Genomic DNA, 14442 nt, shown 5'->3' with positions numbered 1-14442 from the left:
GTGTGGATATAATGCCAATTTGAACTATCCTAAAACTCTAAATGACAACCAAAATGAACAAGATAACAGATAAACAACGTGTCTCTGTACAAGAGATGAAAGAATATTATGCTCAGAATTATCCGTTTGAACCGAACAATCGGCGCGTAGGACGATTGGCCAAACAACTGGGCTTTAAACTGGTCAAGCAAATGATTAATCGCAAATATGAATATTTTTATATTAAAGCAAATCAAGATTAATGAACATGTTTAAATAAATAATATGAAGCATAGTCTTGCAGATTTTAAAGGCAGATACCATTCTATGCCGTCCACTATCATGGATTTATTAACTGGCGATGCGTTTCTTATATTTTCCAGAATATATGCTCATAGTAAAAAAACAATATGTGAAGATGAAATTCAAATCTCAGCAAAAACATTAAGTAAACTTACAAGACGAAGCGAAAGAAAAGTCGCCCAAAGCATCAAAGAACTGGAAGATATTGGATTCATTTTTGTCAAAGGAAGTGAACGTGGAAAACGAACATATATCATCAATTGGGATGAAATTTACAAACTCAATCAATTTACATCTGGAATTTCGTATGAGGGAATTGCCAAACTAAATGAAATATGTCATTCAGATAATGGTATCACTCCATTTTCTCAAATACCTAAAAATATATTAGATGAAATATCAGCAGATTTTAAATACGATTCCAAATCTGCTGCAAATCCTGCATTAAATACCGAAAATGCAGCAGATTTGGAAACATCCGACAATCAATCTGCTGACATTTCTGCATTAAATACCAAAATGTCAGCAGATGGTCAAACAAGAATAGTTCAATCTGTTGCAAATCCTGCATTAAAGGACGAAATTGCAGCAGATGAAAATAAAACTGCTGACATTTCTGCATTAAACGCCGAATTTGCAGCAGTTTCTCCGGTTACAATGCAAAAATTGCAGCAGATTTATGGTCTAGATACAGCAATTGCAGCAGATTCATCGCATATTATCTTGGAACAGGATGGAGAAATTCATCTTTATGTCAAATTATCTGGTGCAGAACAAATAATCGCGCGAAAAATAGGGATAAATAGTGTAAAACTCGTTTTTTCATCTGCTGCAAATCCTGCATTAAATACCGAAATGTCAGCAGATGAAAAAAAATCTGCTGCAATTTCTGCATTAAAGGACAAAAATCTGCTGACATTTGGTACATCAGTAAATATATATAATAAATATAATAATAAAAATATATATAAAGGGGAAGAAATACAACAAGATTTAAATTTAAGCTTAGGCAATGACTCAGGAGAAGACCCTCAGCTTCCTTCAAAAAATGATTTTGTCCGAACATGGTTTGATTCACGTGAACTTTCTCTTCCAGTTCTTTCATCATCCGATTTTGAACAGATAATCTCCCAGCCTAAATTTCGGGATGGGGATGAGGATGAAATAATCAGGTATGTTTGGGATAGTATCAGTTTCTCAGAAATAGAAGAAGCAGATAATTATCGTTTCCCAGCGATGGAATTAAAACGTATCATTGAAAATGCTTGGGTCGAACAAAAAGAAATCAAGGGAGATGATATGACCCTTTCAGAACAGGATGCTAAAAATATCTTCGGGTTCGATTTGGAAGAACAGGACGGAGAACTTTTCTGCATCATAACCCCCAGTAAGCTCCGTGATATTTCTTGCACTACAAAAGAAAGCTCAGTTCACACAAGGGTTAGAAACGAACAAGATAGAAAAAGCCGAATATCGTTTATTGACTCAATTCAAGAAATTGCAGATATTGATATTGAAAAATTATCGGCGGCAGAATATGCAACCCTGTTAATGGTAGATTATGTCAAAGAACGGGCCGAAAACGGACAAGCACGTCCGGATGAAATAACGAAAACGCAATATCGGGAATTATTAAAAGATTGGGCACAAACAGCAAACGTGCCTGAGAACGATCTAAAATTACTCTGGAAAGAAATTCCGCAAAAAGGACGCGTGCGTTTGAGTTATATGCAATTGCTTCCAGATAAAATTTTTAAATACAACCATGAACATGATGATTGTATGGATGTAGAAGAACTTTATAACAAAAAGATGGCTGAAGAGGGTTGACTCCCAGCCATCTTTCGTTTTATTCAGCTTTAGCTAAAAAATCACGTCTTATTTCCATTTCTGCCTCTAATATTGCCACAGCATCTTCCTCTCTTTTAAAATAATTGCCGGCTAAATATCTTTTATTGCTTGTTGCTTTGTCCTTTTCAATATCTGATGTAACTTGCATTTTGTCGGTTATATACCAATACCGTTCATTTAGACCAACGCGCATATTTAATGGCTCAATACGTTTTAAATAATGATTCCATGATTTTCCAGCTTTATTTAGCTCTGTCTCTAAGGCTTTTCTTGGATAATCAGTAGGCTTAAAGGAAGTAAAAGAGAAATCATTGATATGGCCTAAATATTCGTGCATATTGAATTTAACAGTTTCGCCTTTGTAACAATAGCAATACATGATAATTTCTCCAGTCTTTTGAATTTGACGGACTACACCATACCCATCTTTGCCTGTTTGATGGTCTTGAAAACAAACTAAACTGCCAGATCCAGGAATAAATTTATCGGTTATAACGAAAAATGGGTTGCCAAATTCTTTGCCCATTTCATCAAGAACGTGATTTATGCGTTTTAAGGCGTTTTCGTCAGCGTGGGTAATATCTTGTATAGGAATTGTAATTGAATCGAAATTAGGGCCATTTCTGTCAATTCTGAGGCATATTTTTACATCTTCTATATTCGAGTCTTGAACTAATCCAATACACTCGCCCCATTTTACCACATCTCCAGCCCCATACCCAGATTCTAACCAATTGGCAAATGCAGCATAATCTAACGCATGGTCTGTTGTGGAATAACTGGAAGGAACATGCAACTTGATTCCATATTTGTTTTTACAGTACAAGCTAATTCCTTCAAAGTCGATTTCAGATTTATATTTCCTCTTTCTGAGAAAATGGTCAATTTGCTTTTTCGTTTTCATATTCAGATGAAATAATTAATTGTTTCTGCAAAAATACAATGATTTTCTAATAAACATCAATATGCGATAAAAATTTTGTTTATTCTACAGAAAATGAGACTTGTAAATTTAGCTCCGGAAAAAATTAGAAATTTGAGATATTGAAAATTGTATAGGAGGTCATTTTGAATATATTAGTTTTGGCAAACAATAATTAGTAGCTGTTATAAATTGAGATACACTATTTAAAGCGTTGATAAACCATATATTAAGATACACTTCCAGTAAATTGGATATAATAATAATATTAGAAAGATGGTTTGGCATTTGTATAATGTATTGAAATTAGAAATTTCTGGAAGAGGCGTTATTTTTGTTTGTATTGTGATTTGAAAAAACGAGATTGAAAAAAATGGCCGGACTATATATACGGTATGCGTCCCCGATGGGACTGGCTCTCCCTTATTTTTTTTCATTTTTTGGTGCAAACATGCTGAAAATCAATGATTTATATTGTTTCACTTTGTGCAAAAGTGAAACAAACGGCAAAAGTATTTGTTTTGTGTGTGTTTTTGGTTTTTATCCTTTGTTGTAATTATTACAAATTTATGCTTTTTGTGTGTGTTTGTTGCCGCATCCAGGACCACGCGCGTGCGTGTGTGCGTGCGTATGTGTGCCGGTACATTTGCCGCAAATAAGTACCACGCACGCGCACACATATGTATATGGCTTGTAAATCATTGATTTTCAACTACTTATATTTATTCATAAAAATATTCAATTATAAATAACTGAAAATCAATACTTTATAAAAAATTTTATGTCTGTATGCAAATTTGTTGCTAAAATGTTTGTGTATATCAAATATTTGCTATACCTTTGCAATGTCAAGTTAAGAAAACGGCTACTTGACAAAGTGTTAACTTTCCGTTTTGGTTAAGTCTGTAAACCTACCAAAAGCGAAAACCGCAAACAGACAAAAAAGTGATTAATAACATATTGTTTCACCTGTAAAAACGAAAGTACAAAACAGACAGGAAATTTTAACATTTAGCCAAAGGAGTGCGAAAGCGAAAGCAAAAGCGCACGCCCAAACGAAACCGATAGGTTTACGTACTGGGGAAAGAATACCCATAACTGTAATGGTCAGTTATTAAAGATTGTCATGCAAACCGTCGCTGGCACTATGGGGGAGCTATATACATAAGTCTGCCACAAAAGCGTGCTATTAGTGCGTAGCTCCAGGCAGCAAAAGGGAAAAGCGTGGACTTTGTGCCATAAGTGTGCCCAGTTGCCACTTGCATACCGAAAAACGGATGCCCACGCAAAGGTGTGAAAATCTGCCCCTAATGCGAACTGAGAAAAATGGTCTGCCCTTAGTGTGTCCATATAATCACCAACGCAACGCAACCCTAACAGTATAAAAGTGTATGCCCAGAGTGTGCTTTAACGGTAACGATGGAAATTACCTACCACATAAGCGCAAAACTTATGTAAAGTATTGCAATTCAATCGGTTTGGTTGCAGTTGGTGAGCACTCATACACAAGGCGCACGGTACCGTTGCGCTACTGAGTGACGGACAAATTGTATGCCTGGAGCATGTCATAAGGTGAAATAGTGGCGTGTTCCAGTTTTGGGCTTTGACACAGATTGGCTGCTGCGTATAAACGTGGTGGCTTTTGGTGTGTCCCTACTTTGGTGGGTCGAGGTTCAATTCCTCGACTGCCCACAATGGCGATATTGCCAGAAAACTCCAAAAAATAGTAAATCATGGGAGCAATTACAAGATTAAACAGCGTGCAATTTGAAGCAATGAATGTGAATGAAATGGTTGGTGTAACACTGGTGTATAAAAGCGTAAATCGTGATGGGGAAACGCATTTTAGCGGATTGAATTTTGCCGGTGATGAGTACACACCAAAGGATAAAACACAAGACGAAATTTTCCGTGTGTGGAAAAATGTGGTGGCAACATTCTGGACCGTGAAAGCAATAGAGGCTGGTCTGCGTGTGGATAATGGTGGAATAGCGTCTAAATTACGTGCCGGAACACCTGCTGAAATCATAGTGCGTACAAGTGATGGAAAAACGTCTAAAAGATGGGACGTTGAAAATAGCGTGTGGTCTCGAATTGGTTTGATACCGACAAAAAAAGACCTGGAGTGTGCCGGACGTGATTTTAAGAAGAAAATACATGTTGCTACAAAAGCATCTTTTGACGTATTAAAGTTCCGTTTGAATTTTGAAGAAGTAGCTGCCAAAGCTGCAAATTATTACGAAATATTGGGCGTAAATCGTGATGCAAGCACTGAAGAGATTAAGAAAGCGTACAAAGAAGCTGCTAAAGCTGCGCATCCTGATAATGGTGGGGATAATGTGAAAATGCAGATGGTTAATGAAGCGTGGGATATTCTGGGCAATGCACAAAAACGTGCTGAGTATGACGCTAAGATGGCTGCGTAAAATATACAGGTTATATAATTGGGAGAGCGTGCTAAAATATTTAGTGCGCTCTTTTTATATCATAAGCTATGAAACAAGTGCAATTAAAAGATGTGCGTAAAGGAGATTTCTTTCGCTTTACACCAACCGGAAATTTGTTTGTGCGTGGATATTATGAGCGTAGCATAAAAAAGTATGAGTATTATGCGTATGATGACATAAACCATGAAGGATTTGCCAAAGGTACAAGAAAAGTGTTGGTGGATTGATTGAGATGCTTTTGGAATATGGTGTGCCATAGAGAGTTCGATTCTCTCAGCATCACTTTGAAGGCACGTACTAAATCAGTGCGTGCCATTTTTATATCAAATAGGGAACAATAAAAAGTATTAAAAGTATGAAACGAGCAAGAATTTCAAGAACGAGCGTGAAAATTGTGTCTATTTCTAATATGAGTATGACATTCTTTGTGCCTAAATCGCAAAATGTATCTGTGAGACGCAAAACTGTGTATGACCTTTTTAAGAATTGATAATATGAAGCGTAAACGTATTACTAAGCGTGTAGAAAAGATATTGTCATGCAGTGGTATGAAAATCATAAAATATGTGCAATTAATATTGGTTATGACATGCCTATTTAGTTGTAAGAACATGGAATATACCGAAAGCTGGTGTAAATATTGTGAAAAATACAATGTAAGCGTAGACAATCCTACAGAAGAACAAGAAAATTATTATTTGGATTGCTATGTAGGGAGTGTAGAAGAAGAAAGTGATTTAAACAAAAAATGATTAGCCTTATGAGAAATTTTGAATTGGGGTTTGTTCTAAGAAGTGCTGGAAGTGATTGCAGTAATAATGGCCCAACTTCTAAATATGATTTTCTGTATGTGTTTAGAGAAAGCGTGTCAAAAGAACAAATCCGCGAATGGTTAAAAGAAAAATCTGCTAAAAATACAGGCGATAGATTTGACGCATTGGAAGACAAATGTGTGTATCTCAAAAAATCCAATAATTATGTATGGGCAGAAATGGTGTTTAAACGCCCTGATAATGAAGGCCATTATTGTGCCGGTGGAAATTATATTTGTTCTAGTGACGCTTCATTTATTGATATGGTGGGACACTCGTACCCTATCAGTGTACATGATAGATTTGAAACATGGCCTGAATATAATGCACTAAGTATATGAAACGTAATGATATAGCCAGTTTTTTCTACTATATGTGGAATACCTGGAATAAACAAGAATGCCAAATTGTGTTTGCACAGTCTAATTGTGGATGGCAACATATTTGGAATAAGTGGTGCTCATACTGTCATAATCATATACAATATGGTGCTACTGAAGAATTTTTTGCGAATCTGAGCGATGTTAATCAGGATTTGTTGGTTAAGCGTGCTTTAGAATTGTATGATAGAAAACGAAAAATCAATGAAACAGATTTGTAAAATAGTGTTGGGTATAGTATTGGTTGTAATGATAATACGTGCCTGTCAAATGGAATATGTGTGTGATGTCGCAGATTCTATACCACATGATATTAAAGAACGTATTTTAAATGACCATCCTGAATGTGTGGATATTGATGTTCTGGCAGATTTTTGGGTTAACAAAGGTGATTCTATTGTGGCTGAAATAGTTGCAGAGCAAGAATATGAAAAAGAGTTAAGAGAATATTTGCAACAACACCCTGAAGAATGGGATAATAATTAATATTATGGAACAACTAATAATTGACAAAATGCGATCTGAACTGTTTGACACACGATTGTGTAAACAGGATTTTGAGAAATATGATGTGGCTCAATTGCAGGATACCGATGAGCCGTTTTTATGGATGGTGCGTGAACATGGCACGTCCCTTGCTCTTATTGGACCTACACAAATGGATAAAATGTTTCGTTCAGAATCATGGCGTATTGCATTGATGAGAAACCCATTAGATGCTATTGCCAACATTTTGTATTGGAACGATGAAACAGCGAAATGTTTTTATTGGTCAGGATTTGAGTTATGTAGAATTGAGAAAGATGAATTAGGCATCATATACCAAAGAATTTGGTCCGGCAGAATTAAAAAATTGCAAGAAAGTCAAAACGATAAAGTTGTTGTTTTTGAACATATAATTTCATGTCAAGGACAAAGAACAGTTAATAAAATACCAGTATTGAGTGAGTTTATTCAATTAATTATCAAACACTTAAACAGATAGGTTATGAATACAAGAAATGTAAATATCCCAGACATTGATGATTTGGATGCTTTGTGTAGAGCGATAGATTGGACGCAATATCAATCAATGCTGGAGCAATCTCTTGCCAATGAAAAGACTTGGGAGTTCGGATGTATGGATGAATATAACCCTCACACAGATAATATTGCTCAAATTGAGGAAGAATTAAATTTTTTGTCTGCCGGCGAATATGAAGCTATTGTGAGAATGCACGATGCAGAATATTTTCAAGATTTTGTGTAAAATATAAAATGGCACGAAGGGAGAATGGTTATGCAAAAAGAATTTGTAGTTTGCGTCCTTTCGAGGGACGACCTGAAGGAAATAGGGTTAAACCCAGATAGTTTAAGTGATTCAGCTATGAAAAAGATAGCGTCTAAAATGGGAGAATCGTATTGTAACAATGGTTTTTGGGAAGATTTAAGATTTTATACTGGAGTGTTTGAAGAAACCAAAATTGACAAAAATGAATAAAGAGAACAATATAAAAGAGCCTAAACGATTGGTTACAATCGAATTGAGATATGAAGATAGGCCCGTCAATGAAGATGTGGGTGGATATACAACACGTACCATCACAATTGGTATTTATGATACTTTAGATGAAGCTATCGAGCAGGGTAATAAAGCAATTGAGCTATTATCTAAATATTTTGAAGTAAGAAGTGATGACTATTTCGTTAAAAACGCCTTGTTTGGTATGCCCAGAACTTTGGTGAGTAATTGTTGTTATCGAACTCAACAGATAGCATATTTTGCTAAGATAACTCCTTTACATTTCGATGATTTGGAAGCCGCTGTTAAAGAAGCGTTTGCGGCCCGTGAAAGATATAAAAAGTACCAACAAGAAAATCAAGAATAATATGAAAAAGGAATTAAAAATAGGCGATAAAGTACAAATTAAAGATGCACAGTGGGACGATATAGAAAGAACTTTAGATGAGGTTTATCCAGAGGGTATGACCGACACCCAACTCAATGATTTGTTCTGGTTTGATTTTGATACTGTAAAATCATGGGCTGGCATATCTGATTATCCTAAATATTTTAAGATTGTAGGGCCTCGTAAAAATGAGTGTGTTATTGCTGTGGATGATGAAGATGAAGAAAGACAATTAAAGGACGTTACCCACGATTGTGAAGTTACAGAACTTAATGAAAACCAACCTGTTGAAGCTGATGAAGATTTTTGTTTTTGGAATGTAGAATCATTCATATATGACGAAGACAATATGTATGATTCATATAGTATTCCAAATTATGCGATATGTGCTATTGAAAATGGAGATTTTTCAGGACTTGAAAATGAAGATATAGATAATATCAACAAGTTTTTGGCAGATCTGGACGAAGCTATCCCTAATGGGTATGTTTTTGATTGGGATAAAGAATCTTTAGAATCTCCATACTTTTCCAGTAATCCTAAATTTGGATTACCAGCTGATTGCGTGTTATTAAGAGTGTATGAATTAAAACAAGATTAATCAAAAATCAAACGATATTATGTATAAACGTACAGTCATCTTTAGAGATACAACCCACACTAGATGGGTTGTTAATTTTGAATTGCGTAACAATTCTTTAAATATTCAACGAAGTAGAGCCACATTGCAGGAATTGAATAATAAATACGAATTGTCTGTTACTGGTGAAGGTGGTTGCTCATGTGGACAATGTTATGAATATATAGCTCCAAGAACACCAGGTCAAAAACAGTTATTGGATATTTGGCATAAATATCATTTGAACAATATGTCTGCCGGAACTGTGAAACAAGATGACTATTTGAATAGTCAAGAGTATAGAAATGATTACAATAAATTCGTTGATTTATTTATTGGTTACGATAAAGAGCACAGACAACGGTTTGATAAAACTAATTGGGATATTTTCTGCAAATCACTCCAAATATATCCTGATTATATTGAGGGTGTCAAGACAATTATATTGAAATATATGAGTGACAACCCTATTGTATATATTTTGGGACTTACCGCTCATGGGCTATCACATCAAATTGATGACCTTTATGTTAAGTATTTGTTTTTAGCAATACATGGATTATACAATGACCGTGGTTATAAATATGGGTCTGGATGGTTGCATGATGAGCTGCCAGTTGATATAGAGCAACAAATTGATTCACTATGCGACCTTATTGAACAAGAAGAAAAGTCATTATCCTCAGAATTAAACCCTGTATTCGATATGGGGAATGAAGATTTTGTGGCAGATGAATGTATTATTCAACAGGTTATGGATTTACGTCAATGTGACAGGTCTGAAGCAATGCGTTTTATCGCTTTGGGGATGCACTTGAAATATACATTTGGTGACTTGAATGACACTTTTAATATTGAAGATTCCGATTTACAACTATACACAGCCAACGGTACTCAATATTATTTGGGAACCGAAGATGAATTAATACAAATCGCTGAAGACACAGTTCATAACGATAGTGAATATGAATATTTTTGGAGAGAAGCTGTTTCTGCTGGTAGAACACAAGAATCTTTAAAAGAATGGTTGGATTCCATTGTTCCTATGGATGGGTGGTGTTCAGTATTAAACCATTGGAATGGCGAATACCATGAGTATGAAGTTGGAAATGAATGTATTTGTGTAAGTTTAACGTAAATATATAAAGATGAAAATAGCGGTTTTAGATTTCAATTGCAATTCTGTTGATATTATTACAGTTGATGAAGCTTTTATAGAAGAAAAATATAATGGAGAAATTGAAGATTTTTTGACCGAACATTGCCAATATAATTTGGATATGATTCAATGGATGGGGCCAATTGCAGAATTAAACTTGGATATGACGGAGCAGTCATTTGAAGCAGATGATTTTGTATGGACTCCAACTGAACAACATATAGAACACTTTAAAACTAAAAAATCGGATTGTAGTCAGATTTTAGAAATCTTATTGGTTGATGAGCGTATATTCGGAAATGATGAAGAACATTTAGTTGTTATGGATTTTTATGATGGGTGTGCTATCGAACGCCGGTATGATAATCATCCGCGATTGATTTTGCTTTATCCTACAACCGAAGAAGCAAAGCGATGGAGTTGTGTGGAAGAAAAGGTATTGTCTTATACGTCTTGCAAAACAGAAGAAGATATTACCCCATACGATATTGCACTGGCTCATGGAGTTTTGTATTGGGAAACTGAATTATAAATTAAATTATGGGAAAAGATTTAGATAAAACTAGATACTGTACTAATTGCGGAAGTACAAATGTAAGAGCACAAATGTGGGTTAATCCTAATACACACGAAGTTTATAATCATTGTACGGGATTTGATGAAGAATACGACAATTATTGTGATTGTTGCAAAGAATTTGTAGAATTATATACTTTACGACAACTTTGGAAGGCTTTTGAAAATTACCCTGTCAACAATGATGATGAAATTGAAGCGGATTTTTTATCTTTTCCTGCTGGCACTTCAAAGTTTGATGTATGGCATTGGTTTGATGAACGATGCCCTAATAATTTACATGATGATTTAATGTATTGATATGATAACCTCTCAGATAATATTACAACGTTTGTCAAACGCTGTCAATGGTTCTGAAAAAGAACTTTATACAGATGGAGAATTGCAGGAATTTGCGGAATTCTATTTAGACAAATGGGATGACAATACTAGTAAAGATGTGATTGCTGAAGCTTTTGTAGATTATTGGTGGAATTCCTCTCATCCTTGTAGAAGGTGTTCTGAATGTGGATCGTTAATGTGTGAAGGGTATTGTGTAAGTATGGGAGTGGCATATTATTGTTGTGACCAATGTTTATATAAACATTTTACACCATCCGAATGGCAACAGGAATGTGAAGATGATGACCAGAGTTATTATACTGAATGGAGATAATATTAAAAAAACAATGAAAACAAAAATATACAATAATATATTACACGGAGATTGGGTAAAATGTTCGCAATGTGGCGCAATTATGTTGTTGCCATGTGGTGCTGATCAATGCCCGGAATGTTGTGGTTGTGGAACATTATCTTGGATAGATGAAGCCCGTCAAGAAATGAATGTAGATGATTTAGGTGCCGATGCCTTTAATACGAATCACACCTTAAAACCGGAAGATTATTTGGATCCAGAAACGCTTGCTATGGAGTTTCCTGAATATTACAAACAATTAAAAACACCGATGATGGAACATACTGATTTTTATTGTTTAGTTAAAAGAATTAAACAAATGGAATATAAAGAAGTGTTTGAAGCAATTCAAGCACATGGAGGCTTTTACGAATGGGATGTAAATAGTGATAGCTATCCTATTATTGCTGTGAATATAGATAGTATTTGCCCTAATCCGATGGATGTTGTGATTACCAAAGCTTATGTTAAAAACAATATATTGTGTTTGGAAGGAGAAGATAAGGAATATGGTAATCCGGTACAATTTTCATGTGATGAAGTTTTTGCTGGACACTTGTCATATATCTTGGATTATTTGCCTGCCACAAGCACTGTTGATTCTGTTAAATCAGATTTTTCTACTAATGTTTTGTTTGGACAAGATGCAGTTAGAGCGTACGAAAACGGCAGTTTTCAAGAATTTGTAGATAGTTATGAAGGGTATAGCCACATTGTTAGGAGTTTTGATACACCGGAAGAACAGCAAGCGTATTTGACAGGTTTGAATGATATGGATGGATGGCATGAATATCGGCAGTTGGAATCACATGAATTATTAGAAGACCCCAATATTAGTTATGAATAGAAAAACAATTAAAGTAAATAAAGATGGCTTTGTATGGCGCATCGTTTCAAAAAAAGAAGCTCAATTTATTTGGGAACATCAACTGATGGAGTTATATGTTTTATATGACGATGATAGTGAAGGGCTGATTGAATCTAAAGACGCATTAGAACAAGCTTTACAAGATAGCTTTGTAGGCATAGAAGTAGGTCATTTAACAGGTTCTGAATCGGACTACTTATTGAACCTTCAGGAAATATCTACGCAAACTGTATTACGTATTACTGATTTGTTGGATTGTAGCAGACAGGAGGCGTTTAAAATAATACAAAACTGGACAAGTGAGTTTGGGGATATTTATGGACCATACCAATATACCGAGAACAATGACTACTATGAGTTATTGGATCATTTTATTGAAGAAAAATTGGAGTTGTTGGCCAAGAAATACAATACAGTTGCGCCTTCAGATATAGAACATGAACGTTCTGTATGGTTAAGGGCTGGAATCGTTTTATCCGGCACTAAACAAGAAATTGATGCAATAGTGTCTGGTGATGGTGATATAAAAGCCTTATTAGATAAACAACAATTTGAATTTCAAGGTGATTCTTATATTCCTGAATGTAGTGTAGAAGAATACAATCGCCAGTATAACACTGATTTTAATGTTAATGAAATTAGTTACAATTTATGAATAAAGAAAAAACAACAATTGAGTATTGGAGACACCCGACTGAAGCTGAAATTAAGTTTGGCGAAGGTGCTATTCATTGGTTAACAGTTGATATAGAAAAAGTCAAAAAGCCAAATGGAAAATTGAAGAAGTGGTTTATCCATACGGATGGATTAAGATATAATCGTCCATAACAGTTGTTTGTTATCATCCTTTATAAAAGGGCTGTCCTAGTTTTCTGGGATGGCCCTTTTATGTTAAACAAGGGTAAAAATGGACAACTATTCACACCATATAAAACAACATTATCTATTCATTTAAAAGCGTAACAATTATGAGAACAGTTTTTTCAGATATACACCAAGTCGCTCATTTATGGGCACATCAAGCTCAGGAAGAAGCGCGTAATTCCCAGGATAATTTTTATTTTCATAACAATACAATATATTCTTATGGAGCACATTTTATATGTGGTCAAATAGTATTTAATAAACGTGGAGAGAAAGCGTATGTCTTAAACGATAACTCATATTCTAACACCACATCAAAACATCAAGGGGTTGTCAAATCATCCATTCCTTTTGGTTCAACAATTTTCAGTACAAGTGGTGCTGATACACCCAACACTATTGGTGACAAATACCAATATGGATATTCCCAGGCAATTAAAGCTGTTTGTAATAAGATAGTCAAGATTGAGACTTTGATGCAAAAAGAAGTGAAGGCTATATCCAGAGACTATAAACCTCAGATATTAAGCCTGATTAAAGAAATTGACAGATGGATTAAATTTTGGGAATTGAATAAAAAACAAAAATGGGGTGTTAATTCTTATCTGCCTCCTGTATGGCAGCCTGATATTGATACATATCTGAACGCTTCTAAAAGAGCGATTGACGCTTGTTTTAACTGTACCAAAACTCCTGAAAAGGCAGCGAGTTATTTGTATTTATTCAATTTGATTAGAGCTTTAGACGAAATCAATTATGAAAATATCGAGAATATTATATCTCAATTCTATGGATCTGATGTGGTAAAGCAAGAACCGGAAAGGCTCGAAAAAATCAACAAGGCAAAAGCTAAACAAGCACTTGCAAACAAGAAGAAATTGCTTCAGGAAGATGCTAAGAATCTGAAAAAATGGAAAGCAAACGATAAACAGACATGGAACCCAAGCTCTGAATTTTGGGTCAAATTTGGGTGGGACACATCATTGAGAATTAAAAACGATCTGATTGAAACTTCAAAACATATTAAAATCAGTTTGGAGGAAGGCAAACGGTTATGGGCATTAGTACAGGCTTTTCATAATGGGCATGAGTTCAGA

Annotated in this window: 22 protein-coding genes; 21 read left to right on the top strand and 1 reads right to left on the bottom strand. The window is 35.0% G+C overall.

The features are described from left to right. Positions 1–53 precede the first annotated feature (53 nt). Both QVP67_RS11215 and QVP67_RS11210 read left to right on the top strand, forming a co-directional pair. Positions 54–242 carry a hypothetical protein gene (locus tag QVP67_RS11215; protein ID WP_022163652.1) on the top strand — a complete coding sequence of 63 codons (189 nt, stop codon included), beginning with the start codon at positions 54–56 and terminating at the stop codon, positions 240–242. A 22-nt stretch (positions 243–264) separates the two neighbouring features. Next, positions 265–2112, top strand: coding sequence for a hypothetical protein (locus QVP67_RS11210; protein ID WP_022163651.1), 1848 nt, complete (start codon positions 265–267; stop codon positions 2110–2112). Positions 2113–2131: 19 nt separating this feature from the next. Here the strand turns inward: QVP67_RS11210 and QVP67_RS11205 are convergent, their stop codons facing one another. After that, a complete protein-coding gene (locus QVP67_RS11205; protein ID WP_022163650.1) occupies positions 2132–3037 on the bottom strand; it encodes a hypothetical protein in 906 nt (301 codons plus the stop codon). A 1751-nt stretch (positions 3038–4788) separates the two neighbouring features. Here QVP67_RS11205 and QVP67_RS11200 point away from each other — a divergent pair. The 19 genes from QVP67_RS11200 to QVP67_RS11110 form a co-directional block, all read left to right on the top strand. Continuing rightward, positions 4789–5481 (top strand): J domain-containing protein, encoded by a 693-nt coding sequence (locus QVP67_RS11200; RefSeq protein WP_022163647.1) that lies wholly within the window; start codon positions 4789–4791, stop codon positions 5479–5481. A gap of 68 nt (positions 5482–5549) precedes the next feature. Continuing rightward, complete coding sequence (locus QVP67_RS11195; RefSeq protein ID WP_022163646.1) at positions 5550–5729, top strand: hypothetical protein; 180 nt, start codon at positions 5550–5552, stop codon at positions 5727–5729. 384 nt (positions 5730–6113) lie between these two features. Beyond that, on the top strand, positions 6114–6254 hold the full coding sequence (locus QVP67_RS11190) for a hypothetical protein (protein ID WP_288180138.1): 141 nt from the start codon (positions 6114–6116) through the stop codon (positions 6252–6254). An 8-nt stretch (positions 6255–6262) separates the two neighbouring features. After that, positions 6263–6655: a hypothetical protein gene (locus QVP67_RS11185; RefSeq protein ID WP_022163643.1), complete on the top strand. Its 393-nt coding sequence runs from the start codon at positions 6263–6265 to the stop codon at positions 6653–6655. Beyond that, the gene (locus QVP67_RS11180) at positions 6652–6915 is read left to right on the top strand and encodes a hypothetical protein (protein ID WP_022163642.1); all 264 of its coding nucleotides are present in this window, start codon (positions 6652–6654) and stop codon (positions 6913–6915) included. Before QVP67_RS11185 ends, QVP67_RS11180 begins: the two co-directional genes overlap by 4 nt. Further along, the gene (locus QVP67_RS11175; RefSeq protein WP_022163641.1) at positions 6899–7180 is read left to right on the top strand and encodes a hypothetical protein; all 282 of its coding nucleotides are present in this window, start codon (positions 6899–6901) and stop codon (positions 7178–7180) included. The genes QVP67_RS11180 and QVP67_RS11175 overlap by 17 nt, the downstream gene beginning before the upstream one ends. 4 nt (positions 7181–7184) lie before the next feature. Beyond that, entirely contained in the window at positions 7185–7679 is a 495-nt protein-coding gene (locus tag QVP67_RS11170) for a hypothetical protein (protein WP_288180137.1), read from the top strand. Positions 7680–7682: 3 nt separating this feature from the next. Then, a complete protein-coding gene (locus QVP67_RS11165; protein ID WP_022163639.1) occupies positions 7683–7943 on the top strand; it encodes a hypothetical protein in 261 nt (86 codons plus the stop codon). Positions 7944–7973: 30 nt separating this feature from the next. Next, positions 7974–8174 carry a hypothetical protein gene (locus QVP67_RS11160; RefSeq protein ID WP_288180136.1) on the top strand — a complete coding sequence of 67 codons (201 nt, stop codon included), beginning with the start codon at positions 7974–7976 and terminating at the stop codon, positions 8172–8174. Then, positions 8167–8562, top strand: a complete 396-nt coding sequence (locus tag QVP67_RS11155) for a hypothetical protein (RefSeq protein WP_022163637.1) — start codon at positions 8167–8169, stop codon at positions 8560–8562. Before QVP67_RS11160 ends, QVP67_RS11155 begins: the two co-directional genes overlap by 8 nt. A 1-nt stretch (position 8563) precedes the next feature. Beyond that, on the top strand, positions 8564–9184 hold the full coding sequence (locus QVP67_RS11150; protein WP_022163636.1) for a DUF6926 domain-containing protein: 621 nt from the start codon (positions 8564–8566) through the stop codon (positions 9182–9184). Positions 9185–9203: 19 nt separating this feature from the next. Further along, positions 9204–10340: a hypothetical protein gene (locus QVP67_RS11145; protein ID WP_022163635.1), complete on the top strand. Its 1137-nt coding sequence runs from the start codon at positions 9204–9206 to the stop codon at positions 10338–10340. A gap of 10 nt (positions 10341–10350) precedes the next feature. Next, positions 10351–10893, top strand: coding sequence for a hypothetical protein (locus tag QVP67_RS11140; RefSeq protein WP_022163634.1), 543 nt, complete (start codon positions 10351–10353; stop codon positions 10891–10893). An 8-nt stretch (positions 10894–10901) separates the two neighbouring features. Further along, complete coding sequence (locus tag QVP67_RS11135) at positions 10902–11237, top strand: hypothetical protein (RefSeq protein WP_022163633.1); 336 nt, start codon at positions 10902–10904, stop codon at positions 11235–11237. A gap of 1 nt (position 11238) precedes the next feature. Then, positions 11239–11592, top strand: coding sequence for a hypothetical protein (locus tag QVP67_RS11130; RefSeq protein WP_022163632.1), 354 nt, complete (start codon positions 11239–11241; stop codon positions 11590–11592). A 13-nt stretch (positions 11593–11605) separates the two neighbouring features. Then, entirely contained in the window at positions 11606–12460 is an 855-nt protein-coding gene (locus tag QVP67_RS11125; protein WP_022163631.1) for a hypothetical protein, read from the top strand. After that, on the top strand, positions 12453–13136 hold the full coding sequence (locus QVP67_RS11120) for a hypothetical protein (RefSeq protein ID WP_022163630.1): 684 nt from the start codon (positions 12453–12455) through the stop codon (positions 13134–13136). The genes QVP67_RS11125 and QVP67_RS11120 overlap by 8 nt, the downstream gene beginning before the upstream one ends. After that, positions 13133–13309: a hypothetical protein gene (locus QVP67_RS11115; RefSeq protein ID WP_022163629.1), complete on the top strand. Its 177-nt coding sequence runs from the start codon at positions 13133–13135 to the stop codon at positions 13307–13309. Before QVP67_RS11120 ends, QVP67_RS11115 begins: the two co-directional genes overlap by 4 nt. A 140-nt stretch (positions 13310–13449) precedes the next feature. Continuing rightward, positions 13450–14442, top strand: a 993-nt coding sequence (locus tag QVP67_RS11110; RefSeq protein ID WP_288180135.1) for a hypothetical protein, incomplete at its 3' end; no start/stop codon positions are given.

The sequence above is a fragment of the Bacteroides sp. CAG:633 genome, assembly GCF_000435115.1.
In the GTDB taxonomy this organism is placed as follows: Bacteria; Bacteroidota; Bacteroidia; order Bacteroidales; family Bacteroidaceae; genus Bacteroides; species Bacteroides ndongoniae.
This window is presented reverse-complemented; position numbering and strand designations above follow the sequence as displayed.

What these genes read in the sequence shown, in the direction of transcription:
- QVP67_RS11160 (WP_288180136.1), top strand. Translation starts at nt 7,974, where the DNA reads ATGCAAAAAGAATTTGTAGTTTGCGTCCTTTCGAGGGACGACCTGAAG.
- QVP67_RS11185 (WP_022163643.1), top strand. Translation starts at nt 6,263, where the DNA reads ATGAGAAATTTTGAATTGGGGTTTGTTCTAAGAAGTGCTGGAAGTGAT.
- QVP67_RS11150 (WP_022163636.1), top strand. Translation starts at nt 8,564, where the DNA reads ATGAAAAAGGAATTAAAAATAGGCGATAAAGTACAAATTAAAGATGCA.
- QVP67_RS11190 (WP_288180138.1), top strand. Translation starts at nt 6,114, where the DNA reads ATGGAATATACCGAAAGCTGGTGTAAATATTGTGAAAAATACAATGTA.
- QVP67_RS11125 (WP_022163631.1), top strand. Translation starts at nt 11,606, where the DNA reads ATGAAAACAAAAATATACAATAATATATTACACGGAGATTGGGTAAAA.
- QVP67_RS11135 (WP_022163633.1), top strand. Translation starts at nt 10,902, where the DNA reads ATGGGAAAAGATTTAGATAAAACTAGATACTGTACTAATTGCGGAAGT.
- QVP67_RS11165 (WP_022163639.1), top strand. Translation starts at nt 7,683, where the DNA reads ATGAATACAAGAAATGTAAATATCCCAGACATTGATGATTTGGATGCT.
- QVP67_RS11120 (WP_022163630.1), top strand. Translation starts at nt 12,453, where the DNA reads ATGAATAGAAAAACAATTAAAGTAAATAAAGATGGCTTTGTATGGCGC.
- QVP67_RS11115 (WP_022163629.1), top strand. Translation starts at nt 13,133, where the DNA reads ATGAATAAAGAAAAAACAACAATTGAGTATTGGAGACACCCGACTGAA.
- QVP67_RS11180 (WP_022163642.1), top strand. Translation starts at nt 6,652, where the DNA reads ATGAAACGTAATGATATAGCCAGTTTTTTCTACTATATGTGGAATACC.
- QVP67_RS11195 (WP_022163646.1), top strand. Translation starts at nt 5,550, where the DNA reads ATGAAACAAGTGCAATTAAAAGATGTGCGTAAAGGAGATTTCTTTCGC.
- QVP67_RS11155 (WP_022163637.1), top strand. Translation starts at nt 8,167, where the DNA reads ATGAATAAAGAGAACAATATAAAAGAGCCTAAACGATTGGTTACAATC.
- QVP67_RS11215 (WP_022163652.1), top strand. Translation starts at nt 54, where the DNA reads ATGAACAAGATAACAGATAAACAACGTGTCTCTGTACAAGAGATGAAA.
- QVP67_RS11130 (WP_022163632.1), top strand. Translation starts at nt 11,239, where the DNA reads ATGATAACCTCTCAGATAATATTACAACGTTTGTCAAACGCTGTCAAT.
- QVP67_RS11140 (WP_022163634.1), top strand. Translation starts at nt 10,351, where the DNA reads ATGAAAATAGCGGTTTTAGATTTCAATTGCAATTCTGTTGATATTATT.
- QVP67_RS11200 (WP_022163647.1), top strand. Translation starts at nt 4,789, where the DNA reads ATGGGAGCAATTACAAGATTAAACAGCGTGCAATTTGAAGCAATGAAT.
- QVP67_RS11205 (WP_022163650.1), bottom strand. Translation starts at nt 3,037, where the DNA reads ATGAAAACGAAAAAGCAAATTGACCATTTTCTCAGAAAGAGGAAATAT.
- QVP67_RS11210 (WP_022163651.1), top strand. Translation starts at nt 265, where the DNA reads ATGAAGCATAGTCTTGCAGATTTTAAAGGCAGATACCATTCTATGCCG.
- QVP67_RS11175 (WP_022163641.1), top strand. Translation starts at nt 6,899, where the DNA reads ATGAAACAGATTTGTAAAATAGTGTTGGGTATAGTATTGGTTGTAATG.
- QVP67_RS11170 (WP_288180137.1), top strand. Translation starts at nt 7,185, where the DNA reads ATGGAACAACTAATAATTGACAAAATGCGATCTGAACTGTTTGACACA.
- QVP67_RS11145 (WP_022163635.1), top strand. Translation starts at nt 9,204, where the DNA reads ATGTATAAACGTACAGTCATCTTTAGAGATACAACCCACACTAGATGG.